The sequence below is a fragment of the Streptomyces sp. BR1 genome (genome assembly GCF_052373795.1).
In the GTDB taxonomy this organism is placed as follows: domain Bacteria; phylum Actinomycetota; class Actinomycetes; order Streptomycetales; family Streptomycetaceae; genus Streptomyces.
Window position 1 is genome coordinate 5,999,273 of record NZ_CM126252.1, and the last position, 24,095, is coordinate 6,023,367.

21 protein-coding genes are annotated in these 24,095 nt (G+C 70.4%); 19 read left to right on the forward strand and 2 right to left on the reverse strand.

Going from position 1 to position 24,095, the window contains the following annotated elements; all coding sequences use genetic code 11:
- Window positions 1-207 precede the first annotated feature (207 nt).
- The 4 genes from ACT1U9_RS26340 (at window position 208) to ACT1U9_RS26355 (ending at window position 4,727) form a co-directional block, all read left to right on the forward strand.
- On the forward strand, window positions 208-786 hold the full coding sequence (locus tag ACT1U9_RS26340; protein ID WP_444535112.1) for a DUF4365 domain-containing protein: 579 nt from the start codon (window positions 208-210) through the stop codon (window positions 784-786).
- Window positions 786-1,970, forward strand: coding sequence for a hypothetical protein (locus ACT1U9_RS26345; protein WP_444535113.1), 1,185 nt, complete (start codon window positions 786-788; stop codon window positions 1,968-1,970). The genes ACT1U9_RS26340 and ACT1U9_RS26345 overlap by 1 nt, the downstream gene beginning before the upstream one ends.
- A 120-nt stretch (window positions 1,971-2,090) precedes the next feature.
- Complete coding sequence (gene thrS, locus ACT1U9_RS26350) at window positions 2,091-4,067, forward strand: threonine--tRNA ligase (protein WP_444535114.1); 1,977 nt, start codon at window positions 2,091-2,093, stop codon at window positions 4,065-4,067.
- Between the two features lie 78 nt (window positions 4,068-4,145).
- Window positions 4,146-4,727 (forward strand): HIT family protein, encoded by a 582-nt coding sequence (locus ACT1U9_RS26355; protein WP_444535115.1) that lies wholly within the window; start codon window positions 4,146-4,148, stop codon window positions 4,725-4,727.
- Window positions 4,728-4,730: 3 nt separating this feature from the next.
- On the opposite strand, the gene ACT1U9_RS26360 is transcribed toward ACT1U9_RS26355, so the two are convergent.
- Entirely contained in the window at window positions 4,731-6,386 is a 1,656-nt protein-coding gene (locus ACT1U9_RS26360; RefSeq protein WP_444535116.1) for a hypothetical protein, read from the reverse strand.
- A gap of 186 nt (window positions 6,387-6,572) precedes the next feature.
- Window positions 6,573-8,771, reverse strand: coding sequence for an elongation factor G-like protein EF-G2 (locus tag ACT1U9_RS26365; protein WP_444535117.1), 2,199 nt, complete (start codon window positions 8,769-8,771; stop codon window positions 6,573-6,575).
- A gap of 284 nt (window positions 8,772-9,055) precedes the next feature.
- On the opposite strand from ACT1U9_RS26365, the gene pgsA reads away from it, so the two are divergent.
- The 15 genes from pgsA to ACT1U9_RS26440 all read left to right on the forward strand — a co-directional run bounded on the left by pgsA (window position 9,056) and on the right by ACT1U9_RS26440 (window position 24,067).
- The gene (pgsA, locus tag ACT1U9_RS26370; protein ID WP_444535118.1) at window positions 9,056-9,718 is read left to right on the forward strand and encodes a phosphatidylinositol phosphate synthase; all 663 of its coding nucleotides are present in this window, start codon (window positions 9,056-9,058) and stop codon (window positions 9,716-9,718) included.
- Window positions 9,715-10,611 (forward strand): phosphatidylinositol mannoside acyltransferase, encoded by an 897-nt coding sequence (locus ACT1U9_RS26375; RefSeq protein WP_444535119.1) that lies wholly within the window; start codon window positions 9,715-9,717, stop codon window positions 10,609-10,611. The genes pgsA and ACT1U9_RS26375 overlap by 4 nt, the downstream gene beginning before the upstream one ends.
- The gene (locus tag ACT1U9_RS26380) at window positions 10,608-11,768 is read left to right on the forward strand and encodes a glycosyltransferase family 4 protein (protein WP_444535120.1); all 1,161 of its coding nucleotides are present in this window, start codon (window positions 10,608-10,610) and stop codon (window positions 11,766-11,768) included. The genes ACT1U9_RS26375 and ACT1U9_RS26380 overlap by 4 nt, the downstream gene beginning before the upstream one ends.
- Before the next feature lie 28 nt (window positions 11,769-11,796).
- Window positions 11,797-12,342 (forward strand): hypothetical protein, encoded by a 546-nt coding sequence (locus ACT1U9_RS26385; RefSeq protein WP_444535121.1) that lies wholly within the window; start codon window positions 11,797-11,799, stop codon window positions 12,340-12,342.
- A gap of 122 nt (window positions 12,343-12,464) precedes the next feature.
- Window positions 12,465-13,379, forward strand: a complete 915-nt coding sequence (gene pdxS, locus ACT1U9_RS26390; protein WP_188271547.1) for a pyridoxal 5'-phosphate synthase lyase subunit PdxS — start codon at window positions 12,465-12,467, stop codon at window positions 13,377-13,379.
- A 19-nt stretch (window positions 13,380-13,398) separates the two neighbouring features.
- Complete coding sequence (pdxT, locus tag ACT1U9_RS26395) at window positions 13,399-13,986, forward strand: pyridoxal 5'-phosphate synthase glutaminase subunit PdxT (RefSeq protein ID WP_188271546.1); 588 nt, start codon at window positions 13,399-13,401, stop codon at window positions 13,984-13,986.
- A gap of 62 nt (window positions 13,987-14,048) precedes the next feature.
- Window positions 14,049-14,801 (forward strand): YebC/PmpR family DNA-binding transcriptional regulator, encoded by a 753-nt coding sequence (locus tag ACT1U9_RS26400; RefSeq protein WP_444535122.1) that lies wholly within the window; start codon window positions 14,049-14,051, stop codon window positions 14,799-14,801.
- 137 nt (window positions 14,802-14,938) lie between these two features.
- Window positions 14,939-15,484 carry a crossover junction endodeoxyribonuclease RuvC gene (gene ruvC / locus ACT1U9_RS26405; protein WP_444535123.1) on the forward strand — a complete coding sequence of 182 codons (546 nt, stop codon included), beginning with the start codon at window positions 14,939-14,941 and terminating at the stop codon, window positions 15,482-15,484.
- Complete coding sequence (gene ruvA / locus ACT1U9_RS26410; protein WP_444535124.1) at window positions 15,481-16,086, forward strand: Holliday junction branch migration protein RuvA; 606 nt, start codon at window positions 15,481-15,483, stop codon at window positions 16,084-16,086. Before ruvC ends, ruvA begins: the two co-directional genes overlap by 4 nt.
- A 50-nt stretch (window positions 16,087-16,136) precedes the next feature.
- Window positions 16,137-17,210, forward strand: a complete 1,074-nt coding sequence (gene ruvB / locus ACT1U9_RS26415; RefSeq protein ID WP_444535125.1) for a Holliday junction branch migration DNA helicase RuvB — start codon at window positions 16,137-16,139, stop codon at window positions 17,208-17,210.
- Window positions 17,211-17,379: 169 nt separating this feature from the next.
- On the forward strand, window positions 17,380-17,841 hold the full coding sequence (gene yajC, locus ACT1U9_RS26420) for a preprotein translocase subunit YajC (RefSeq protein WP_444535126.1): 462 nt from the start codon (window positions 17,380-17,382) through the stop codon (window positions 17,839-17,841).
- 146 nt (window positions 17,842-17,987) lie between these two features.
- Window positions 17,988-19,748, forward strand: coding sequence for a protein translocase subunit SecD (gene secD / locus ACT1U9_RS26425; protein WP_444535127.1), 1,761 nt, complete (start codon window positions 17,988-17,990; stop codon window positions 19,746-19,748).
- A 1-nt stretch (window position 19,749) separates the two neighbouring features.
- Window positions 19,750-20,859 carry a protein translocase subunit SecF gene (gene secF, locus ACT1U9_RS26430; protein WP_444535128.1) on the forward strand — a complete coding sequence of 370 codons (1,110 nt, stop codon included), beginning with the start codon at window positions 19,750-19,752 and terminating at the stop codon, window positions 20,857-20,859.
- Entirely contained in the window at window positions 20,856-21,398 is a 543-nt protein-coding gene (locus ACT1U9_RS26435; protein WP_444535129.1) for an adenine phosphoribosyltransferase, read from the forward strand. The genes secF and ACT1U9_RS26435 overlap by 4 nt, the downstream gene beginning before the upstream one ends.
- 194 nt (window positions 21,399-21,592) lie before the next feature.
- Window positions 21,593-24,067 (forward strand): RelA/SpoT family protein, encoded by a 2,475-nt coding sequence (locus ACT1U9_RS26440; RefSeq protein ID WP_444535130.1) that lies wholly within the window; start codon window positions 21,593-21,595, stop codon window positions 24,065-24,067.
- Window positions 24,068-24,095 lie beyond the last annotated feature (28 nt).

Here is a 24,095-nt window from a genome sequence, read left to right on the forward strand (position 1 = left end):
AGATGGCGTGCGTCCCCTGCCCGATTCCGTGATACCCGGGCTGTTTGCGACGTACGCCCCCCGGCAACAACACAGGTGACGGGCCCGCGAGTTGACGGACCGTCGCGGGGGACCCGATCGGCAAGGACGGGCAAGGATCGGCAAAGTCCGGCACGTTCGGCACAGTCCGGAAAGCGTCGGCACAAGTCCGGAAGGCGTACGACGGCCATGGCGCTCGCGCAGCCCGATCCGGCCCTGCCGGAGAGCACTCTGCTGCCCGAGCGGATCGCGCCGCCGCGCGGCTCACTCGCCACCACGGCCTGCATGGAGACCCTCCAGGTCGGCTATCTCCACGCGGTGGCGGCCGCCGCGGGCTGCTCGCTCTCGCAGCCCTTTCCGGACAACGGAATCGACTGGCACGTGAGCCACAGCGCTCCCGGCCACACGGTCGACGACGAAGTCACGATCAAGGTGCAGCTCAAGTGCACGTACCAGATACCGCCGCACCCCCCGGGCGGGGCCTTCTCCTTCACCCTCGACAACGACCACCTGGTGAAGCTGGCCCGCACACCCGTCTCGGTGCACAAGATCCTGGTCGTGATGCTCGTGCCCAGAAGCCGGGACGAGTGGCTGCGCGCGGGCCACGACCGGCTCGCGCTGCGGCACTGCTGCTACTGGACCAATCTGGCCGGCCACCCGGTGACCGGCCGGCGCAGGACCAACGTGCGGATACCGACCTCGCGGATCTTCGACGATCACGCGCTCTGCGAGATCATGACCCGGGTCGGGGTGGGAGGGAGGCCCTGATGCGTCTGTCCAGCGGGGAGCTCGGCGGACCCGACGCCGTCGAACCGGTGCCGGCCCAGGTGGACCCGGCCGTGCTCGGCGTGCTGCTCCACCGCCACGGCTGGCAGCGGCGCGGCGGCGCCGCCGGACGGTACGCGCGCTGGACACCGCCCGGCGGCGGATCCGGCACCAGCCTCCTGGTGCCCGAGAGCCGCGACTTCCCCGACAGCGAGGACCTGCTCGGCGAAGCGCTCACTGCCCTCGCCCGCTCCGGCGCGCCCTCCGCCCGCGAAGTACTCGTCTCGCTCGCCGTCCCCAGCGACGAGGTCCGCTGGTGGCGCGACACCCCGCTCGGCCCCTCCGGCGCCACGGCCTGGACCGAACAGGAACAGCTGCGCGGCGCCGCCCACCGCATGCTCCTCGCGGGCGCCCTCGCCGCACGCGGCCGCGCCGGGTACTACGGCGCCCGCCACCGCAGCCAGGCCCTCGCCACCCTCACCGGCGTCCTCGTCGACCCCGCACCCGGCGGACGGCTCACCGCGTTCGTCCCCGTGGAGACCGGCCGCGCGGCCGTCGTCCGGCTCTACGAGGCACTGCACGCGGTCCGCGAAGCCGTCGACTACCTGCGCACCACCGGCGGCATGGAAGCGTTCGACACCGCTGTCGGCGCCGGAGCCAGCCGCGAACTCACCGAAGCCGTGATCTCCCTGGTCCAGGGCTCGGAAGGAGTCCGCGTCGCCCTGGAATGGGCACCGGCGGCAGGCGTCCCGGCAGGCTGCGCCCCGCGTCCCGAACCCGTGGAGTTCTCCCCCGGCGACCTGCCCGCCCTGCGCGAGGCCGGAGCCCGCTACCTCAGCGACGAGCCCGCCGTACCGGTCCGCGTCACCGGCGCGGTGGTCCGACTGCGCCGCTCCGGCCCCCGGGGACCCGGCACGGTCCGGCTGCGGGTGCTCGCGGGCGCCGAGATCCCGTACGTACGCGTCGAGCTCGACGAGGAGGCCTACCGCATCGCGGGCCACGCCCATCTCGTCGGCCTGCCGGTGCGGGTGGTGGGGCGCCTGGAGAGCCGGGGCGGCTTTAGGCGCCTGGCCGGGGCGACGGGTGTGGTCCCGGTCCAGGTGGACGACGCGGAACGGGACCGCCTGATGAAGTCGCTCCAGGAGAACCTGGACTTCTTCGAGGAGGCGTGCGCGGGGGAGGACTGAAGGGGGACGCCATCGGGCCCCGGCCCGGTAAACCGTTTCGCGGGCGACCCCGGCGGCTCGGTAGGATTCGTACCGCGTCCGCAGTACGAGCGTGCGTACCCCTTCAGGCAGGAGAGACCGGTGTCAGACGTCCGTGTGATCATCCAACGCGATTCCGAGCGGGAAGAGCGCGTGGTGACGACGGGCACTACGGCCGCCGAGCTCTTCGCCGGTGAGCGCACCATCGTCGCGGCCCGCGTGGCCGGCGAGCTGAAGGACCTCGCGTACGAGGTGAAGGACGGCGAGGAGGTCGAGCCCGTCGAGATCTCCTCCGAGGACGGCCTCAACATCCTGCGCCACTCCACCGCGCACGTCATGGCCCAGGCCGTCCAGGAGCTCTTCCCGGAGGCCAAGCTGGGCATCGGCCCGCCGGTGCGGGACGGCTTCTACTACGACTTCGACGTGGCCCGGCCCTTCACCCCGGAGGACCTGAAGGCCATCGAGAAGAAGATGCAGGAGATCCAGAAGCGGGGGCAGAAGTTCTCCCGCCGAGTGGTCACCGACGAGGCCGCGCGCGTGGAGCTCGCGGACGAGCCGTACAAGCTGGAGCTCATCGGCCTCAAGGGCTCGGCTTCGAGCGAGGACGGCGCGGACGTCGAGGTGGGCGGCGGCGAGCTGACCATCTACGACAACCTGGACGCCAAGACCGGTGACCTGTGCTGGAAGGACCTCTGCCGCGGTCCCCACCTGCCCACCACTCGCAACATCCCGGCGTTCAAGCTGATGCGCAACGCGGCCGCGTACTGGCGGGGCAGCGAGAAGAACCCCATGCTCCAGCGCATCTACGGCACCGCGTGGCCGTCCAAGGACGAGCTCAAGGCGCACCTTGACTTCCTCGCGGAGGCGGAGAAGCGCGACCACCGCAAGCTGGGCAACGAGCTGGACCTGTTCTCCATCCCGGAGCAGATCGGTTCGGGCCTCGCGGTCTTCCACCCCAAGGGCGGCATCATCCGCCGGGTCATGGAGGACTACTCGCGCCGCCGCCACGAGGAGGAGGGCTACGAGTTCGTCTACACCCCGCACGCGACCAAGGGGAAGCTTTTCGAGCAGTCGGGCCACCTGGACTGGTACGCCGACGGCATGTACCCGCCCATGCAGCTCGACGAGGGCGTGGACTACTACCTGAAGCCCATGAACTGCCCGATGCACAACCTGATCTTCGACGCGCGCGGGCGTTCGTACCGCGAGCTGCCGCTGAGGTTGTTCGAGTTCGGCACCGTCTACCGGTACGAGAAGTCCGGCGTCGTGCACGGCCTGACCCGTGCCCGTGGCTTCACCCAGGACGACGCGCACATCTACTGCACCAAGGAGCAGATGGCGGAGGAGCTCGACAAGACGCTCACCTTCGTCCTGAACCTGCTGCGCGACTACGGTCTGAACGATTTCTACCTGGAGCTCTCCACCAAGGACCCGGAGAAGTTCGTCGGCTCGGACGAGATCTGGGAGGAGGCCACCGAGACGCTGCGCGAGGTGGCCGAGAAGCAGGGGCTCGAATTGGTCGCGGACCCGGGTGGCGCGGCCTTCTACGGCCCGAAGATCTCCGTCCAGGCGCGCGACGCCATCGGCCGTACCTGGCAGATGTCGACCGTGCAGCTCGACTTCAACCTGCCGGAGCGCTTCGACCTGGAGTACACCGGCCCCGACGGCACCAAGCAGCGGCCGGTCATGATCCACCGCGCGCTGTTCGGCTCCATCGAGCGCTTCTTCGCGGTGCTTCTTGAGCACTACGCGGGTGCGTTCCCGGCGTGGCTGGCCCCGGTCCAGGCGGTCGGCATCCCGATCGGCGACGCCCACATCGAGTACCTCCAGGAGTTCGCCGCCGAGGCGAAGAAGAAGGGCCTGCGGGTCGAGGTGGACGCGTCCTCGGACCGGATGCAGAAGAAGATCCGCAACCACCAGAAGCTCAAGGTGCCGTTCATGATCATCGTCGGCGACGAGGACATGGCGGCGGGCACGGTCTCCTTCCGTTACCGCGACGGTTCGCAGGAGAACGGCATCGCGCGCGACGAGGCGATCGCCAAGCTCGTCGACGTGGTGGAGCGCCGCGTACAGGTGTGAGGTGTTCCCCGCGCGAGCGGGGCGTCAGGGCCCCCGGGTTTCCCGGGGGCCTTTGTCGTCCCTCCAGCGTGAAGTCATATGCTGCACAACATGACGAGTGAGCCGGAACAGCAGATCGGGGTCGGTGTCCAGGACGCGTTCCAGCGCCTGTGGACGCCCCACCGGATGGCGTACATCCAGGGTGAGAACAAGCCGACCGGCCCGGACGCCGGCGACGGCTGTCCCTTCTGCTCGATCCCGGCCAAGTCCGACGAGGACGGGCTCATCGTCGCCCGAGGTCAGTACGTGTACGCCGTGCTGAATCTGTACCCCTACAACGGCGGGCACATGATGGTCGTGCCCTACCGGCACGTCGCCGACTACACAGATCTGGACGCCGCCGAGACCATCGAGCTGGCGGAGCTCACCAAGCACGCCATGAAGGCGCTGCGGACGGCTTCCGGGGCGCACGGTTTCAACATCGGCATGAACCAGGGAACGGTCGCAGGCGCGGGCATCGCCGCCCACCTCCACCAGCACATCGTGCCCCGCTGGGGCGGCGACACCAATTTCATGCCGGTGGTCGGGCACACCAAGATCCTGCCCCAACTCCTGGGCGACACCCGCAAGATGCTGGCCGACGCCTGGCCGCAGACGGGCCAGGCGTCGGACCAGGCATAGCCGTTACGCGTCGTACGAGTCGGCCTTGCGCGGTGCCGGGTCCTGTACCGCGCCGCTCAGCATCACCGCGCGGCTGGTGAAGCGCGCGGTGTCCACGCCGTTCTCGTCCAGGACCTTCATCGCGGCCGCGTGCACCACCCGCAGTACGGGTGTGGCCGCGCGCATCGCGTCGTCGGCCATGAAGCGGTGGCGCCAGGGCCTGTCGGCCCAGGCGTGCCGCAGGCCGAAGGGCTCGGGCAGCACCAGTTTGCCGCCGAGGTAGTCCAGGAGCGGCGGGTACCAGGTGAGCGGGGCGCGGGCGGCGAGGCGGACGACTTCGCGCGGCTCGACCAGCGGGAGCTGGACGGTCCGCTTCTCCCAGAACTTGAAGGTCTTGTCGACCTCCTTGGTCTTGGGGGAGGGCTTGGTGGTGAAGAGGGAGTGGACCGGGCCGAGGGCGTGTCCGGTGACCTCGATGCGCAGGGTCTCGTGGAGCACGGTCACGGTGATCATCATGGTGATGACCAGCTGGCCGTCCCAGAGGGTGAACTGGACGCCGAGGTAGTGGCGGTTGCCGCTGCCGAACTGCTGCTCGTTGCAGATCCGCTGGACTTCGTGCTGGCGGACCTGGAAGTTGTCGACGTCCTGACCGGTGGGCCGGGAAACGTCCTTGGCGTTCTCGCCGACGGGGGAGACGACCCAGTTGTTGACGGAGGGTTTGGGGAAGCCGCCGGTGTGCAGGGGGCCGCGCTCAAGCAGGCGCAGCCGGTCCTGGATGGACCGTATGACGTCCCAGCTGCGGAAGCCGTGGATCTCCTTGCCGGGGTCCTTGGGGACGAGTTCCTCGGCGAGCTGCCAGCTGCCCCAGCGGGTGCCCATGCCGAGTATGCCCTTGGGGCCGGCGTAGAAGACGGCGTTGCTCTGCTGTTCGGCGGTGAGTTTGGCGAGGTTCTGGCGGAGCTGTTCGGCGGCGGTCTCGTGCGGGTTCTTGGGTACGGCTTCGGGGATCTTGGCGCCGACGCCGCCGCCGGAGAGCAGGCCGCTCCAGCGGTCGCGCAGGTCCTTGGCGGTGGATTCGCAGATCCACTTGGCCCAGAACCAGCCGAGGACGGGCATGACCATCATCGCGCGCAGATAGATCGCGAGGATCCCGCCGAAGGGCAGTTTGACCAGGAAGACCACGGCGAGCACGGCGAACGCGATGAGCAGCAGGTTGCCGAGCGCGCCGACGCGGCGGTCCTTGGCGCCGGCGAGGGTGCGGCGCAGCTGGAACACGCCGAGCCAGAGGAGCAGTCCGGGCAGGAAGAGCACGCCGAAGACGCCGGTGATGAGGGTGAGTTTGGTGTCGCGTTCCTTGCGGATGCGGATGGCGGCGAGGCAGTGCTCGACGACGGTCTGGGGTTCGGTGCCGAACGACTGGATGAGCGCTTTGCGGGTGGCGCCGAGCATGCGGGACTGTACGGCCCGGGAGAAGGCCTCGCCGAGGTTGGGTTCGAAGAGCGAGAGTCGGGGTTTGGTGACGGCCGACTCGTGCCATTCGTTGTTGGCCTTGAGTATGTCGGCGACGGGGCTGTCCCGGTACGCCGCCGAGGCCAGGGCCTGGGTCGCGGCCGTCTGGCCCGCCGAGCCCTGCAGCGGGACCTGGGCCCCGGGTGAGAAATCGAATGGTTCGTCCGCCACTGCCGCCCCCATCGCCGCACTCTGTTGCTCTGCGGCCTCTTCCCGACTGCCGTTCCCCGCACACCTGCTGAGCTGGGACCTCAGCGTATCGGGGTCGGTCCCCGCGCGTCAGGGGACGTCGGAATGCCGCCCGCCGTAAGGAAGTTGGGCGGTGCGGCAGTTCCGACGGTCCGTCAATTGCCTTCCCTATGCTGTCTTTTCGGGTGTTTCGCGGATTTTGTCGGCCAGCTGTGGCGGCATGGGTTCGTGCCGGGCGTACGCGCGGTCGAAGCGTCCGGTGCCGTGCGAGACGGAGCGCAGGTCGACCGCGTACCGCCCGATCTCGATCTCGGGCACCTCGGCCCGCACCAGGGTGCGTCCGGGCCCGGCCTGTTCGGTGCCGACGACGCGGCCCCGGCGGCCGGACAGATCGCTCATGACCGGCCCGACGTAGTCGTCGGGGACCAGCACCTGGAGCTCGGCGACCGGTTCCAGGAGGTGGATGCGTACGTCCGCGGCGGCTTCCCGCAGTGCCAGTGCCCCGGCCGTCTGGAAGGCGGCGTCGGAGGAGTCCACGGAGTGGGCCTTGCCGTCGAGCAGGGTGATCCGTACGTCGACGAGCGGGTAGCCGGCGGCGACGCCCTTGGCCGCCTGGGCGCGTACGCCCTTCTCGACGGAGGGGATGAACTGGCGGGGGACCGAGCCGCCGACGACCTTGTCCACGAACTCGATGCCGGAGCCGGGCGGCAGCGGCTGCACCTCGATCTCGCAGATCGCGTACTGGCCGTGACCGCCGGACTGCTTGACGTGGCGCCCGCGCCCGGTGGCGGTGTCGCCGAACGTCTCGCGCAGCGAGACCTTGTGCGCGACGACGTCGACCTGGACGCCGTAGCGGCTGCGCAGCCGTTCCAGGGCGACGTCCTTGTGGGCCTCGCCCAGGCACCACAGAACGAGCTGGTGGGTGTGCGGGTTCTGTTCCAGGCGCATCGTCGGGTCCTCGGCGACCAGCCGGGAGAGCCCTTGGGAGAGCTTGTCCTCGTCGGCCTTGCTGTGGGCCTCGATGGCGAGCGGCAGCAGCGGGTCGGGCATGTCCCAGGGCGCCATGAGCAGCGGGTCGTCCTTGCCGGAGAGGGTGTCCCCGGTCTCGGCGCGGACCAGTTTGGCCACGCACGCGATGTCGCCCGCGACGCAGTGCGTGAGGGTGCGCTGCTGTTTGCCGAAGGGGGAGGAGAGCGCGCCGACGCGTTCGTCGACATCGTGGTCCTCGTGGCCCCGGTCGGTCATCCCGTGCCCGGAGACATGGACGGTCTCGTCGGGGCGCAGGGTGCCGGAGAAGACGCGTACCAGGCTCACGCGGCCCACGTACGGGTCGGAGGAGGTCTTGATGACCTCGGCGACCAGCGGGCCCTCGGGCGCGCAGACGGGCGCGGGGCGCGCGCCGCCCTGCGGGGTGGTGACGTCGGGTGCAGCGCGCTCCAGCGGGGTCGGGAAGCCGCCGATGATCAGTTCCAGGAGTTCGACGGTGCCGATGCCCTGGCGGGCGCCCTCGGCGGCCGGTGCGGCGGCGAGGACCGGGTGGAAGGTGCCGCGGGCGACCGCTCGTTCCAGGTCGTCGATCAGCGTTTTCAGGTCGATCTCGGCGCCGCCGAGGTAGCGGTCCATGAGGGTCTCGTCCTCGGACTCGGCGATGATGCCCTCGATCAGCCGGTTGCGGGCCTCCTCGACGAGCGGGAGCTGCTCGGGGCCGGGCTCGGCCTCCTTGCGCTCACCGGAGGCGTAGTCGAACACGCGCTGTGTGAGGAGCCCGATGAGGCCGGTGACCGGTGCGTGCCCGTCGGGTCCGGCCGGTCCGTGCAGCGGCAGGTAGAGCGGGAGTACGGCGTCGGGGTCGTCGCCGCCGAACGCCTCGGCGCACACCCGGGTCATCTCGGAGAAGTCCGCGCGGGCCGCCTCCAGATGGGTGATCACGATGGCCCGCGGCATGCCGACCGCGGCGCACTCCTCCCACACCATTCTGGTCGCGCCGTCCACGCCGTCGGAGGCGGAGACGACGAAAAGGGCCGCGTCCGCTGCCCGCAGACCGGCCCTGAGTTCCCCCACGAAGTCGGCGTATCCGGGGGTGTCCAGAATATTGATCTTGCATCCGGCCCATTCGACCGGGACCAACGAGAGCTGGACCGACCGCTGCTGGCGGTGCTCGATCTCGTCGTAGTCGGAGACGGTCCCGCCGTCCTCGACCCGGCCCGCGCGGTTGACGGCCCCCGCCGTCAGCGCGAGCGCTTCCACCAATGTCGTCTTCCCGGATCCGCTGTGGCCGACCAGCACCACATTCCGTACGGATGAGGGGTGGTCGGCCGTAGCTGCCCTGCCGGCGGCTCCGGGATGTGCACTCGCCTTGTCGCCCATGCCGTTCCTCCCGTATGGCTTCCGTTTCTTGCACGGTGAGGTGGTGAAAGGGCGCGGCCGCGCGGATCCTCCCCCGGTCCCCGGCCGTGAACGTCCCCGGCCGGGGCGGCTTCGCGTCGCCCGCGGTCTTTCCAGCGTTCCACTCCGGTCACTGTGCGTCCATACGTCGTACGGGAACGCGGGCCGGTCGAGGGTGCGCGGCGGTGGAGCCGTCCGGGCCTGGCTACGATGGGCCAGCCGGTGGCCAGCAGGGCCGCGCGGCCACACCGACCGTCGGGAAGGCCATGCTGAACAAGTACGCGCGTGCATTCTTCACGCGTGTCCTCACGCCGTTCGCCGCGTTTCTGCTCCGCCGGGGGGTGAGCCCGGATGCCGTGACCCTGCTCGGCACGGCCGGAGTGATGGCGGGTGCGCTGGTCTTCTTCCCCCGTGGAGAGTTCTTCTGGGGCACGATCGTCATCACCCTGTTCGTCTTCTCCGACCTGGTCGACGGCAACATGGCCCGCCAGGCGGGGATCTCCAGCCGCTGGGGCGCGTTCCTCGACTCGACGCTTGACCGTGTCGCGGACGGCGCGATCTTCGGCGGCTTCGCGCTCTGGTACGCGGGCAGCGGCGACAACAACGCCCTGTGCGCGGTCGCGATCTTCTGTCTCGCCAGCGGCCAGGTCGTCTCGTACACCAAGGCGCGCGGTGAGTCGATCGGGCTGCCGGTCGCCGTCAACGGACTGATCGAGCGGGCCGAACGCCTGGTGATCTCGCTGGTCGCGGCCGGTCTCGCCGGGCTGCACAAGTTCGGTGTCCCGGGCATCCAGATCCTGCTGCCGATCGCGCTGTGGATCGTGGCGGTGGGCAGTCTGATCACGCTGATCCAGCGGGTGGTGACGGTGCGCCGCGAGTCCGCGGAGGCCGACGCCGAGGCGGCCCGTACCGGCGGGGCCGCTTCATGAGGGAGCGGCTGACGGACTCGCTCTACGGGCTCGCCTGGGCCTCCGTCAAGAAGCTCCCCGAACCCATGGCCACGGGCCTGGGCCGGCGGATCGCGGACACGGTGTGGAAGCGGCGCGGCAAGAGCGTGCTGCGGCTCGAATCCAACCTCGCGCGCGTGGTGCCCGACGCCACCCCCGAGCGGCTCGCCGAGCTGTCGCAGGCCGGGATGCGCTCCTACATGCGGTACTGGATGGAGTCGTTCCGGCTGCCGGCCTGGAGCAAGGACCGGATGAGGACCGGTTTCGAGCCGCAGGGCCTGCACCACCTCACCGACGCCCTGGCCTCCGGCAAGGGCGTGGTCCTGGCGCTGCCCCACATGGGCAACTACGACCTGGCGGGCGCCTGGGTCACCACCAAGCTGGAGACGCCGTTCACCACGGTCGCCGAGCGGCTCAAGCCCGAGACGCTGTACGACCGGTTCGTCGCCTACCGCGAGAGCCTGGGCATGGAGGTCCTGCCTCACACCGGCGGCCAGGCCTTCGGCACGCTCGCGAGGCGGCTGCGCGACGGCGGTCTGGTCTGCCTGGTCGCCGACCGCGACCTGTCGGCGTCCGGCGTCGAGGTGAAGTTCTTCGGGGACACCGCGCGGATGCCCGCCGGTCCCGCCCTGCTGGCCCAGCAGACCGGCGCGCTGCTGCTGCCGGTGACCCTCTGGTACGACGAGTCGCCCGTCATGCAGGGCCGGGTGCACCCGCCGATCGACGTGCCCGAGACGGGCACGCGCGCGGAGAAGACGTCCGTGATGACCCAGGCGCTGGCCGACGCCTTCGCCACCGGTATCGCCGAACACCCGGAGGACTGGCACATGCTCCAGCGCCTGTGGCTCGCCGACCTCGAGGAGCGCCGGTCGTGAGGATCGGCATCGTCTGCCCGTACTCCTGGGACGTGCCGGGCGGCGTCCAGTTCCACATCAGGGACCTGGCCGAGCATCTGATCCGGCGCGGCCACGAGGTCTCCGTGCTCGCCCCCGCCGACGACGAGACGCCGCTGCCCCCGTACGTGGTCTCGGCGGGCCGGGCCGTGCCGGTGCCCTACAACGGCTCGGTGGCGCGGCTGAACTTCGGCTTCCTGTCGGCCGCGCGGGTGCGGCGGTGGCTGCACGAGGGCACGTTCGACGTCATCCACATCCATGAGCCCGCCTCGCCCTCGCTGGGCCTGCTGAGCTGCTGGGCGGCGCAGGGCCCGATCGTGGCCACGTTCCACACCTCCAACCCGCGCTCGCGGGCGATGATCGCGGCCTACCCGATCCTCCAGCCCGCCCTGGAGAAGATCAGCGCGCGGATCGCGGTGAGCGAGTACGCGCGGCGCACGCTCGTGGAGCACCTGGGCGGCGACGCGGTGGTGATCCCCAACGGCGTCGACGTCGACTTCTTCGCCAAGGCCGAGCCCCGCCCCGAGTGGCAGGGCGACACGCTCGGCTTCATCGGCCGCATCGACGAGCCGAGGAAGGGCCTGCCGGTCCTGATGAAGGCGCTGCCGAAGATCCTTTCGGAGCGCCCTGAGACCCGCCTCCTGGTCGCGGGCCGGGGCGACGAGCAGGAGGCGGTGGCCTCCCTGCCCGCCGAGCTGCGCTCCCGGGTGGAATTCCTCGGCATGGTGAGCGACGAGGACAAGGCGCGCTTCCTGAGCAGCGTCGATGTGTACGTGGCGCCCAACACCGGCGGCGAGAGCTTCGGCATCATCCTGGTCGAGGCGCTGTCGGCGGGCGCGGCGGTCCTGGCGAGCGACCTGGACGCGTTCGCGCAGGTCCTGGACCAGGGCAACGCGGGCGAACTCTTCGCCAACGAGGACGCGGACGCGCTGGCCGCGTCGGCCCTGCGCCTGCTGGCCGACCCGGCCCGCCGGGCCGAACTCGGCGCGCGCGGCTCCGCCCACGTCCGCCGCTTCGACTGGTCGACGGTCGGCGCGGACATCCTGGCGGTGTACGAGACGGTGACGGACGGCGCGGCATCGGTGGCCACGGACGAGCGCCCGGGCCTGCGGGCGCGGTTCGGGTTGGCGCGGGACTGAGGACGCGGCTGGGCTAGCCTTGCGGCCCGTGACCGTAACCCTCATCTGGACCGTCGTCGCCCTCATCGCGATCGGCCTCTACCTCAGCTGGACCGCCGGGCGTCTGGACCGTCTGCACACCCGTATCGACGCCGCCCGCGCCGCCCTGGACGCGCAGCTTCTGCGCCGCGCCTCGGTCACCCAGGAGCTGGCCACCTCCGGCGTACTGGACCCCGCCGCGTCGATCGTCCTGTACGAGGCGGCGCACGCGGCCCGCCAGGCCGAGGAGGAGCAGCGCGAGGTCGCCGAGAGCGAGCTGAGCCAGGCGCTGCGGGCCGTGTTCGGCGAGCAGGCCCAGGTCGAGGCGGTCCGCGAGGCCCCCGGCGGCGTGGACGCGGCGGAGGAGCTGGCCCAGGCGGTACGCCGCGTCCCGATGGCCCGCCGCTTCCACAACGACGCCGTACGCGCCGCACGGGCCCTGCGCAGGCACCGCAAGGTCCGCTGGTTCCGCCTGGCCGGGCACGCGCCGTTCCCGCTGGCCTTCGAGATGGACGACGAGCCCCCGACGGCCCTGGCCGACCGCCCGGGCTCGTAACCGTAAAACAGGACAGGCCTCAAAACGATCCACCGCCTCCACATTGGCCCTTGCTGTGGACTGGTCCGCGAAGACACCCTCTGGGCAGTAGAGAACCCCCTTCTTCACTCCAGCGAGGTCCCGTGTCCAGCACCCTCTCCAGCAGCGCCCAGACCCCCGAGACCGGCACCGCGCGCGTGAAGCGCGGCATGGCCGAGCAGCTCAAGGGCGGTGTGATCATGGACGTGGTCAACGCCGAGCAGGCGAAGATCGCCGAGGACGCGGGCGCCGTGGCGGTCATGGCCCTGGAGCGGGTCCCGGCCGACATCCGCAAGGACGGCGGCGTGGCCCGGATGTCCGACCCGAACATGATCGAAGAGATCATCGAGGCCGTCTCCATCCCCGTCATGGCCAAGTCCCGTATCGGCCACTTCGTCGAGGCCCAGGTCCTGCAGTCGCTCGGTGTCGACTACATCGACGAGTCCGAGGTCCTGACCCCGGCCGACGAGGTCAACCACTCCGACAAGTGGGCGTTCACCACCCCCTTCGTCTGCGGCGCCACCAACCTGGGCGAGGCCCTGCGCCGTATCGCCGAGGGCGCGGCCATGATCCGTTCCAAGGGCGAGGCCGGCACCGGCAACGTCGTCGAGGCCGTCCGCCACCTGCGCCAGATCAAGAACGAGATCGCCAAGCTGCGCGGCTTCGACAACAACGAGCTGTTCGCCGCCGCCAAGGACCTGCGCGCCCCGTACGAGCTGGTCAAGGAGGTCGCCGAGCTCGGCAAGCTCCCGGTGGTGCTGTTCTCCGCCGGTGGCGTGGCCACCCCGGCCGACGCCGCGCTGATGCGCCAGCTCGGCGCCGAGGGCGTCTTCGTCGGCTCCGGCATCTTCAAGTCGGGCGACCCGGCCAAGCGCGCCGCCGCCATCGTGAAGGCCACCACCTTCTACGACGACCCGAAGATCATCGCGGACGCGTCCCGCAACCTGGGCGAGGCCATGGTCGGCATCAACTGCGACACCCTCCCCGAGGCCGAGCGCTACGCCAACCGCGGCTGGTAAGGCACAGGTACCGAAGGACATGAGCAACACACCCGTCATAGGCGTCCTGGCCCTCCAGGGCGACGTACGGGAGCACCTGATCGCCCTGGCCGCGGCGGACGCCGTGGCCAGGCCGGTGAGGCGCCCCGAGGAGCTCGCCGAGGTGGACGGCCTGGTCATCCCCGGCGGCGAGTCCACCACCATCTCCAAGCTCGCGGTCCTGTTCGGCCTGATGGAGCCGCTTCGCGCGCGCGTGGCGGACGGCATGCCCGTCTACGGCACCTGCGCCGGACTGATCATGCTCGCCGACAAGATCCTCGACCCGCGTTCGGGCCAGGAGACGATCGGCGGCATCGACATGATCGTGCGCCGCAACGCCTTCGGGCGCCAGAACGAGTCCTTCGAGGCGACCGTCGAGGTCTCCGGGGTCGGCCCCGTCGACGGTGTCTTCATCCGGGCGCCCTGGGTCGAGTCGGTGGGCGCGCAGACCGAGGTCCTCGCCGAGCACGGCGGTCACATCGTCGCGGTGCGCCAGGGCAACGCCCTCGCGACCTCGTTCCACCCCGAGCTGACCGGCGACCACCGCATGCACGGGCTGTTCGTGGACATGGTGCGCGACGCCCACTGAGCCGATCCCGGTAGGATCTCTGCCGAACGACGCAGAATTGGTTACGCGAAGGAGACAGGCAGATGTCCGGCCACTCTAAATGGGCTACGACGAAGCACAAGAAGGCCGTGATCGACGCCAAGCGCGGCAAACTCTTCGCGAAGCTGATCAAGAACATCGAGGTCGCGGCCCGCACCGGCGGCGCCGACATCGACGGCAACCCGACCCTCTTCGACGCCGTGCAGAAGGCGAAGAAGCAGTCGGTGCCCAACAAGAACATCGACTCCGCGCTCAAGCGCGGTGCCGGTCTTGAGGCGGGCGGCGCCGACTACGAGACGATCATGTACGAGGGTTACGGCCCGAACGGTGTCGCGGTGCTCATCGAGTGCCTCACCGACAACCGCAACCGTGCCGCCTCGGACGTACGTGTCGCGATGACCCGCAACGGCGGCAACATGGCCGACCCGGGTTCGGTCTCGTACCTCTTCAACCGCAAGGGCGTCATCGTCCTGCCCAAGGGCGAGCTCTCCGAGGACGACGTCCTGGACGCCGTCCTGGAAGCGGGCGCGGAGGAGGTCAACGACCTCGGCGAGTCCTTCGAGATCATCTCCGAGGCCACCGACCTGGTCGCGGTCCGCACCGCGCTCCAGGACGCCGGCATCGACTACGACTCGGCCGACTCGAACTTCGTCCCGACCATGCAGGTCGAGCTGGACGAAGAGGGCGCGCGCAAGATCTTCAAGCTGATCGACGCCCTGGAGGACAGCGACGACGTGCAGAACGTCTTCGCCAACTTCGACGTCTCGGACGAGGTCATGGAGAAGGTCGACGCCTGACGCACAGTCAGACAGCAGTACGCGACGGGCCGACGGGACACCTCCCGTCGGCCCGTCGCGCTGTCGGTGGCTCCCGTTGTCAGTGGCACCCGATAGCCTGCACGAGCAAGCGATTGAACGATCGAAGGGGGGGCGGGGTGCGGGTACTGGGCGTGGACCCGGGGCTGACCCGGTGCGGTGTCGGCGTCGTCGAGGGCGTGGCGGGCCGCCCGCTGACGATGCTCGGCGTCGGCGTCGTGCGCACCCCGGCGGACGCCGAGTTGGGCCACCGCCTGGTCGCCATCGAGCAGGGCATGGAGCGGTGGCTGGATGAGCACCGCCCCGAGTTCGTCGCCGTGGAGCGGGTGTTCAGCCAGCACAACGTGCGTACGGTGATGGGCACCGCGCAGGCGAGCGCCGTCGCCATGCTCTGCGCCTCCCGCCGCGGCATCCCCGTCGCGCTGCACACCCCCAGCGAGGTCAAGGCCGCCGTCACCGGCAGCGGCCGCGCCGACAAGGCGCAGGTCGGCGCGATGGTGACCCGGCTGCTGCGGCTCGACGCCCCGCCGAAGCCGGCCGACGCGGCCGACGCGCTCGCCCTCGCCATCTGCCACATCTGGCGCGCCCCCGCCGTCAACCGCCTGCAACAGGCGCACGAGCAGGCCCGCCGTGCCCAACTCTCCGTAAGGAAGGTCACCCGATGATCGCCTTCGTCAGCGGCCCGGTCGCCGCCCTCGCCCCCGACGCCGCGGTGGTCGAGGTCGGCGGCGTCGGCATGGCCCTGCAGTGCACGCCCAACACCCTGGCCACCCTGCGCCTCGGCCAGCACGCCAAGCTCGCCACCTCCCTGGTCGTACGGGAGGACTCGCTGACCCTGTACGGCTTCGCGGACGACGACGAGAAGCAGGTCTTCGAGCTGCTGCAGACCGCCAATGGTGTGGGCCCCCGGCTCGCCCAGGCCGTCCTTTCGGTGCACACGCCGGACGCGCTGCGCCGGGCGTTCGCCTCCGGTGACGAGAAGGCGCTGACCGCCGTGCCCGGCATCGGCAAGAAGGGCGCCCAGAAGCTCCTCATCGAACTGAAGGACCGGCTCGGCGCGCCCGTCGGCAGCGCCCCGTCCGTCGGCGCCCCGGTCACCCAGGGCTGGCGCGACCAGCTGCACGCGGCCCTGATCGGCCTCGGCTACGCGACCCGCGAGGCCGACGAGGCGGTCGCCGCCGTCGCCCCGCAGGCCGAGGCGGAGGCGAGCCCCAACGTCGGAGCGCTCCTGAAGGCCGCGCTGCAGACCCTCAACCGGGCCCGCTGACCGCGCCGACGCCGACCGACCCGACGAGAACCTACGAGAGACCGGCACTGATGAACTGGGACGAGACCGCAGCCGAGACCGCCGACCCGAGGCTGGTCGGGCCGGTGGCCGACGGCGAGGACCAGGCCGTCGAGGCCGCCCTGCGCCCCAAGGACCTCGACGAGTTCGTCGGCCAGGAGAAGGTCCGCGAACAGCTCGACCTGGTGCTGCGGGCCGCCCGCGCGCGCGGCGCCACCGCCGACCACGTCCTGCTCTCCGGTGCTCCCGGCCTCGGCAAGACCACGCTCTCGATGATCATCGCGGCCGAGATGGGCGCCCCGATCCGGATCACCAGCGGCCCGGCCATCCAGCACGCGGGCGACCTCGCCGCGATCCTCTCCTCCCTCCAGGAGGGTGAAGTCCTCTTCCTCGACGAGATCCACCGGATGTCGCGCCCGGCCGAGGAAATGCTGTACATGGCGATGGAGGACTTCCGGGTCGACGTGATCGTCGGCAAGGGCCCCGGCGCCACCGCCATTCCGCTGGAGCTGCCCCCCTTCACCCTGGTCGGCGCCACCACGCGCGCGGGGCTGCTGCCGCCCCCGCTGCGCGACCGCTTCGGCTTCACCGCGCACATGGAGTTCTACGACGCCGCCGAGCTGGAGCGCGTGGTGCACCGCTCGGCCCGCCTGCTCGACGTCGAGATCGACCCGGCGGGCGCGGGCGAGATCGCCGGCCGCTCGCGCGGCACGCCCCGTATCGCCAACCGGCTGCTGCGCCGGGTGCGCGACTACGCCCAGGTCAAGGCCGACGGCGTCATCACCCAGGAGATCGCGGCGGCAGCCCTTCGGGTGTACGAGGTGGACAGCCGGGGCCTGGACCGGCTCGACCGGGCGGTGCTCCAGGCCCTGCTCAAGCTGTTCGGCGGCGGCCCGGTGGGCCTGTCGACCCTGGCGGTCGCGGTGGGGGAGGAGCGCGAGACCGTCGAGGAGGTGGCCGAGCCCTTCCTCGTACGGGAGGGGCTGCTCGCCCGGACCCCGCGCGGGCGCGTGGCGACGCCCGCCGCATGGGAGCACCTGGGCCTCGTACCGCCGCAGCAGGGCGGTGCCGCGGGAAGCGGACAACAGGGGCTCTTCCGGCCGTGACGGCGCGGGTGGGTGCGCCGGGAGGAACCCGGGTGGGATGCTGGGCGTTGTTCCAGCTGTGCGGACTCGCTTAGACTCCGCCGATGCCGCCCTTACATTTACCGGGCGGCATACCCACCCCCAGATCAGGCCGCACTCCTTGCGCGGTCGTGCGAAGGAAGTTCGTCCCGTGAGTCTCGTGACCCTTCTCCCCTTCATCGTCCTCATCGGGGCCATGTTCCTCATGACCCGCTCGGCGAAGAAGAAGCAGCAGCAGGCAGCCTCCATGCGCAGTGAGATGCAGCCCGGCACCGGTGTCCGCACGATCGGCGGCATGTACGCCACGGTGAAGGAGCTCGGCGACGACACGGTGCTTCTGGAGGTGGCGCCCGGCGTCCACGCCGTCTACGCGAAGAACGCGATCGGCGCGGTGCTCTCCGACGAGGAGTACAACCGCATCGTGCACGGCGACACGGACGAGGCGTCCGATCTCCCCGTCGTGCCGGACGACGCCTCGTCGCTGACGGAGGGCGCGGACGACGCGGCCGACGCCGCGCAGGACGCCAAGATCGACCTGGGCAAGAAGGACGAGGCGGACGACGCCGCCGAGCCCAAGAACGGCAAGGCGGACGGCGAGTCGGGCGCGAAGTAGTCACTCGCGGTGACCGCTCGGTGCGTACCCGCGCCGGGCGGCTCTGGCGGAGCTGACGACTTCTACGGGGGACGTCCCCACAACACTTCGTGGCCGCCCAGGCGCACACCCGAGCGCGGGGCGGTTGGACAGGGAGAAACGACAAGGTGGCAGCACCGAAGAAGGGCCGAAGGCCGGCGGGGGCCCAGGGCAGGCCGGGGCGCACCCTGGTCCTGTTCCTGATCGCCATGGTGGCCCTCGCGGGCGGCATGTTCGCCTCCGGCCACAACACGCCGCGCCTCGGCATCGACCTCGCCGGCGGCACGAGCATCACCCTCAAGGCCAAGGCGGAGCCGGGCCAGGAGAAGGCCATCAACAAGGCCAACATGGACACCGCGGTCTCGATCATGAACCGCCGTGTCAATGGACTCGGCGTCTCCGAGGCCGAGGTCCAGACCCAGGGCTCCAGCAACATCATCGTCAACATCCCCAAGGGGACGAACTCGGAGCAGGCCCGCCAGCAGGTCGGCACCACCGCCAAGCTCTACTTCCGGCCCGTCCTGACGGAGGCCGCCGGCACCGCGCAGAAGCAGCCCGCGCCCAGCACCTCGCCGAGCCCGTCGGGGAGCAAGAGCCCGGACAAGAACGGCGACAAGAAGCCGTCCTCGACGCCGAAGGCCACCCCGGACGCGAAGCCGACGCCCCAGGGCCGCGCGGTCACCGACGCGCTGAAGGCGGACGCCAAGCCCAGCCCGAAGGCCACGCCGACGACGCCGGCGACCCCGCCCGGCTCCGCGACGCCGCCCCCGTCGGCGAGCGACCAGGCCGCCGCTGCCAAGATCCAGAAGCAGTTCGAGGCCCTGGACTGCTCCACCAAGGAGTCCCGCAGCAAGGCCGCGTTCGGCACCAAGGCCACCGACATGGTCGTGGCCTGCAGCCAGACCGGTGACGCCAAGTACATCCTCGGCCCGGCCGAGGTCGACGGTACGGACGTCAAGAAGGCCAAGGCGGTCATCGACCAGCAGCGCGGCATGTGGATCGTCCAGATGGACTTCACGGGCAAGGGCTCGAAGAAGTTCCAGACGATCACCGGCAAGCTCTCCAAGCAGCAGTCGCCGCAGAACCAGTTCGCGATCGCGCTCGACGGCCAGGTCGTCTCGGCCCCGTCCGTCAGCACCACGCTGAGCGGCAGCGCCGAGATCTCCGGCAGCTTCACCCAGCGCTCGGCCACCGACCTGGCCAACGTGCTGTCGTACGGCGCGCTCCCGCTCTCCTTCGTGGAGCAGAGCGTCACCACCGTGACCGCCGCGCTCGGCGCCGACCAGCTGCACGCCGGTCTGATCGCCGGTGCCATCGGCCTGGCGCTGGTCATCATCTACCTGGTGATCTACTACCGCGGCCTCGCGCTCGTCGCGATCATGAGCCTCGCGGTCTCCGCGATCCTCACGTACGTACTGATGTCGCTGCTCGGCCCGGCCATCGGCTTCGCGCTGAACCTGCCGGCGGTCTGTGGTGCCATCGTCGCCATCGGTATCACCGCCGACTCGTTCATCGTCTACTTCGAACGCATAAGGGACGAGATCCGCGAGGGCCGCACGCTGCGTCCGGCCGTCGAGCGGGCCTGGCCGCGCGCCCGGCGCACGATCATGGTCTCCGACTTCGTGTCGTTCCTCGCGGCCGCGGTGCTGTTCATCGTGACCGTCGGCAAGGTCCAGGGCTTCGCGTTCACGCTGGGTCTGACGACCCTGCTCGACATCGTCGTGGTGTTCCTGTTCACCAAGCCGGTGATGACGCTCCTCGCGCGCAAGAAGTTCTTCGCGAGCGGCCACCCGTGGTCCGGTCTGGACCCCAAGCGGCTCGGCGCCAAGCCGCCGCTGCGCCGCGCGCGCCGCACCTCCTCCGCCCCCACCGACCCGAAGGAGGCGTGAGATGTCGCGACTCGGTCATCTCGGCGCCCGGCTCTACCGCGGTGAGGTCGGCTACGACTTCGTCGGCAAGCGGAAGATCTGGTACGGAATCTCGATCCTGATCACCATCACGGCCATCCTGGGCCTGGCGGTGCGGGGTCTGGTGATGGGCATCGAGTTCAAGGGCGGTGCCGTCTTCACCACCCCGAAGACCAGCGTCTCGGTCAGCCAGGCGGAGAGCTACGCGAAGTCGGCCTCCGGCCACGACGCGATCGTCCAGAAGCTCGGCAACAAGGGTCTGCGCATCCAGATCACCGACATCGACACCGCGAAGTCGGACCAGATCAAGACCGCGCTCGCCAAGGACCTCAAGGTCCCGGCCGAGGACATCAACGCGGACCTGGTCGGCCCCAGCTGGGGCGACGAGATCGCCAACAAGGCGTGGACCGGCCTGATCGTGTTCATGATCCTCGTGGTGATCTACCTGGCGATCGCCTTCGAGTGGCGCATGGCGCTCGCGGCCCTGATCGCGCTGATCCACGACCTCACGATCACCGTCGGTGTGTACGCACTGGTCGGCTTCGAGGTCACCCCGGGCACCGTGATCGGTCTGCTGACGATCCTCGGCTACTCCCTCTACGACACCGTCGTCGTCTTCGACGGTCTCAAGGAGGGCGGCAAGGGCATCACCAAGCAGACCCGCATCACCTACAGCGAGATGGCGAACAAGAGCCTCAACGGCACCCTGGTGCGTTCCATCAACACCACGGTCGTCGCGCTGCTGCCGGTGGCGGGCCTGCTGTTCATCGGTGGCGGCGTCCTGGGCGCCGGCATGCTGAACGACATCTCGCTGTCGCTGTTCGTCGGCCTCGCGGCCGGTGCGTACTCGTCGATCTTCATCGCCACGCCGCTCGTCGCCGACTTCAAGGAGCGCGAGCCGCAGATGCAGGCCCTCAAGAAGCGGGTGCTCGCCAAGCGGGCGGCGGCCGCCGCCAAGGGCGAGAGCGACGACGAGCCGCAGGACGCGGTGGAGCAGGCGGGCGAGGACGCCGAGGACGCGGCCGAGACCGCGGGCGCCGTCGTCGGCCAGCGCCGCCAGCCCTCCCGCAACAACCGGGGGAAGCGGCGATGACGGTCTCCACCCAGGAACTGCTGCTCAGCCGCATCCGTGACGTACCGGACTACCCCAAGCCCGGTGTGCTGTTCAAGGACATCACGCCGCTGCTCGCGGACCCGGCGGCGTTCACGGCCCTGACCGACGCGCTCGCCGAGCTGTGCGTACGGCACGGCGCGACGAAGATCGTCGGCCTGGAGGCGCGCGGCTTCATCCTGGCGGCCCCGGTCGCCGTCCGCGCCGGTATCGGCTTCATCCCCGTGCGCAAGGCGGGCAAGCTCCCCGGAGCGACGCTCTCGCAGGCGTACGAGCTGGAGTACGGCACCGCCGAGATCGAGGTGCACGCCGAGGACCTGGCCGCGGGCGACCGCGTCATGGTCATCGACGACGTCCTCGCCACCGGCGGCACCGCCGAGGCCTCGCTTGAGCTGATCCGGCGGGCCGGAGCCGAGGTGGCCGGCGTCGCGGTGCTCATGGAGCTGGGCTTCCTGGCCGGGCGGAACCGGCTGGAACCCGCCTTGCGCGGGGCCCCGCTGGAGGCTCTCATCACGCTCTGACCAGGGCAGCGAACACCAAGAGGCGGGTGCCGGAGGAATCCGGCACCCGCCTCTCGTGTTTCCCGGATACGGGCAGTCACAGCCGCCCGACACGAACCGGCCGCCCAGGATCGATACCATGGCCTTTCCGGGCCTGACCGGGGGACCCGGATCCTCCCCCAGACCGCGTCCGGGGGGACCCCAGAGGAGCGCTCTTGCCAGACGAGGCCCAGCCACTCTCCGCCGAGCGGCCCGACCAGCAGGCCGAGCAGGCCACGGCGGCCCCCGCCGCGCCCCAGCAGCCCGCGGTGGAGCCCAAGCCCGCGCCCCAGCGGCCCCTCGCCGCGGCCCCGGCCCCCAAGCCCACGCCGCCCGCGGGCCCCGTCTCGCGCTCGGGCGGCTCCTCGAACCGGGTCCGCGCCCGCCTCGCCCGGCTCGGTGTGCAGCGCTCCTCCGCGTACAACCCGGTCCTGGAGCCGCTGCTGCGGATAGTGCGCAGCAACGACCCGAAGATCGAGACCGCGACGCTGCGCCAGGTCGAGAAGGCCTACCAGGTCGCCGAGCGCTGGCACCGCGGCCAGAAGCGCAAGAGCGGCGACCCGTACATCACGCACCCGCTCGCCGTCACCACGATCCTCGCCGAGCTGGGCATGGACCCGGCGACGCTGATGGCGGGGCTGCTGCACGACACCGTCGAGGACACCGAGTACGGCCTGGACACCCTGCGCCGCGACTTCGGCGACCAGGTCGCCCTGCTCGTCGACGGCGTCACCAAGCTGGACCGCGTGCAGTTCGGCGACGCGGCCCAGGCCGAGACCGTGCGCAAGATGGTCGTCGCCATGGCCAAGGACCCGCGCGTCCTGGTCATCAAGCTCGCCGACCGCCTGCACAACATGCGCACCATGCGTTACCTCAAGCGGGAGAAGCAGGAGAAGAAGGCCCGCGAGACGCTGGAGATCTACGCCCCGCTGGCGCACCGGCTTGGCATGAACACCATCAAGTGGGAGCTGGAGGACCTCGCCTTCGCGATCCTCTACCCCAAGATGTACGACGAGATCGTACGGCTGGTGGCCGAGCGGGCACCGAAGCGTGACGAGTACCTGGCCATAGTGACCGACGAGGTCCAGTCCGACCTGCGCGCCGCCCGCATCAAGGCGACCGTCACCGGCCGGCCCAAGCACTACTACAGCGTCTACCAGAAGATGATCGTCCGCGGCCGTGACTTCGCGGAGATCTACGACCTGGTGGGCATCCGTGTCCTGGTCGACACCGTCCGCGACTGCTACGCGGCGCTCGGCACGGTGCACGCGCGATGGAACCCGGTCCCCGGCCGGTTCAAGGACTACATCGCGATGCCGAAGTTCAACATGTACCAGTCGCTGCACACGACGGTCATCGGCCCCAACGGCAAGCCCGTCGAGCTCCAGATCCGTACGTTCGACATGCACCGCCGCGCCGAGTACGGCATCGCCGCGCACTGGAAGTACAAGCAGGAGGCCGTCGCCGGTGCCTCCAAGGTGCGTACCGACGTACCGAAGAAGGCCGGCAAGGACGACCACATCAACGACATGGCGTGGCTGCGCCAGTTGCTCGACTGGCAGAAGGAGACCGAGGACCCCAGCGAGTTCCTGGAGTCCCTGCGCTTCGACCTCTCGCGCAACGAGGTCTTCGTCTTCACCCCCAAGGGCGACGTCATAGCGCTCCCGGCGGGTGCCACGCCCGTCGACTTCGCGTACGCGGTGCACACCGAGGTCGGCCACCGCACGATAGGCGCACGGGTCAACGGACGGCTCGTGCCGCTCGAATCGACCCTGGACAACGGTGACTTGGTGGAGGTCTTCACCTCCAAGGCGGCCGGCGCCGGACCCTCGCGCGACTGGCTGGGCTTCGTCAAGTCGCCGCGCGCCCGCAACAAGATCCGCGGCTGGTTCTCCAAGGAGCGCCGCGACGAGGCGATCGAGCAGGGCAAGGACGCCATCGCGCGCGCCATGCGCAAGCAGAACCTGCCGATCCAGCGGATCCTCACCGGCGACTCCCTGGTCACCCTCGCCCACGAGATGCGCTACCCCGACATCTCGTCGCTGTACGCGGCGATCGGCGAGGGCCATGTCGCCGCTCAAGGCGTCGTGCAGAAGCTGGTGCAGGCGCTCGGCGGCGAGGAGGCCGCCAACGAGGACATCGCCGAGTCGGCGCCGCCCTCGCGCGGCCGCAGCAAGCGCCGCGCCAACGCCGACCCGGGCGTGGTGGTCAAGGGCGTCGAGGACGTGTGGGTCAAGCTGGCCCGCTGCTGTACGCCTGTCCCCGGCGACCCGATCATCGGCTTCGTGACCCGCGGCAGCGGCGTCTCGGTGCACCGCGCGGACTGCGTCAACGTGGACTCGCTCTCGCAGCAGCCGGAGCGGATCCTGGAGGTCGAGTGGGCGCCCACCCAGTCCTCGGTCTTCCTGGTCGCCATCCAGGTCGAGGCGCTCGACCGCTCCCGGCTCCTGTCGGACGTCACCCGGGTCCTCTCGGACCAGCACGTCAACATCCTGTCGGCGGCCGTGCAGACGTCCCGCGACCGGGTGGCCACCTCGCGCTTCACCTTCGAGATGGGCGACCCCAAGCACCTCGGACACGTCCTGAAGGCCGTGCGCGGAGTGGAGGGTGTGTACGACGTGTACCGGGTGACCTCGGCGCGCAGGCCGTAACGCCCTTCCGGATCCCCCGACTTGCCCG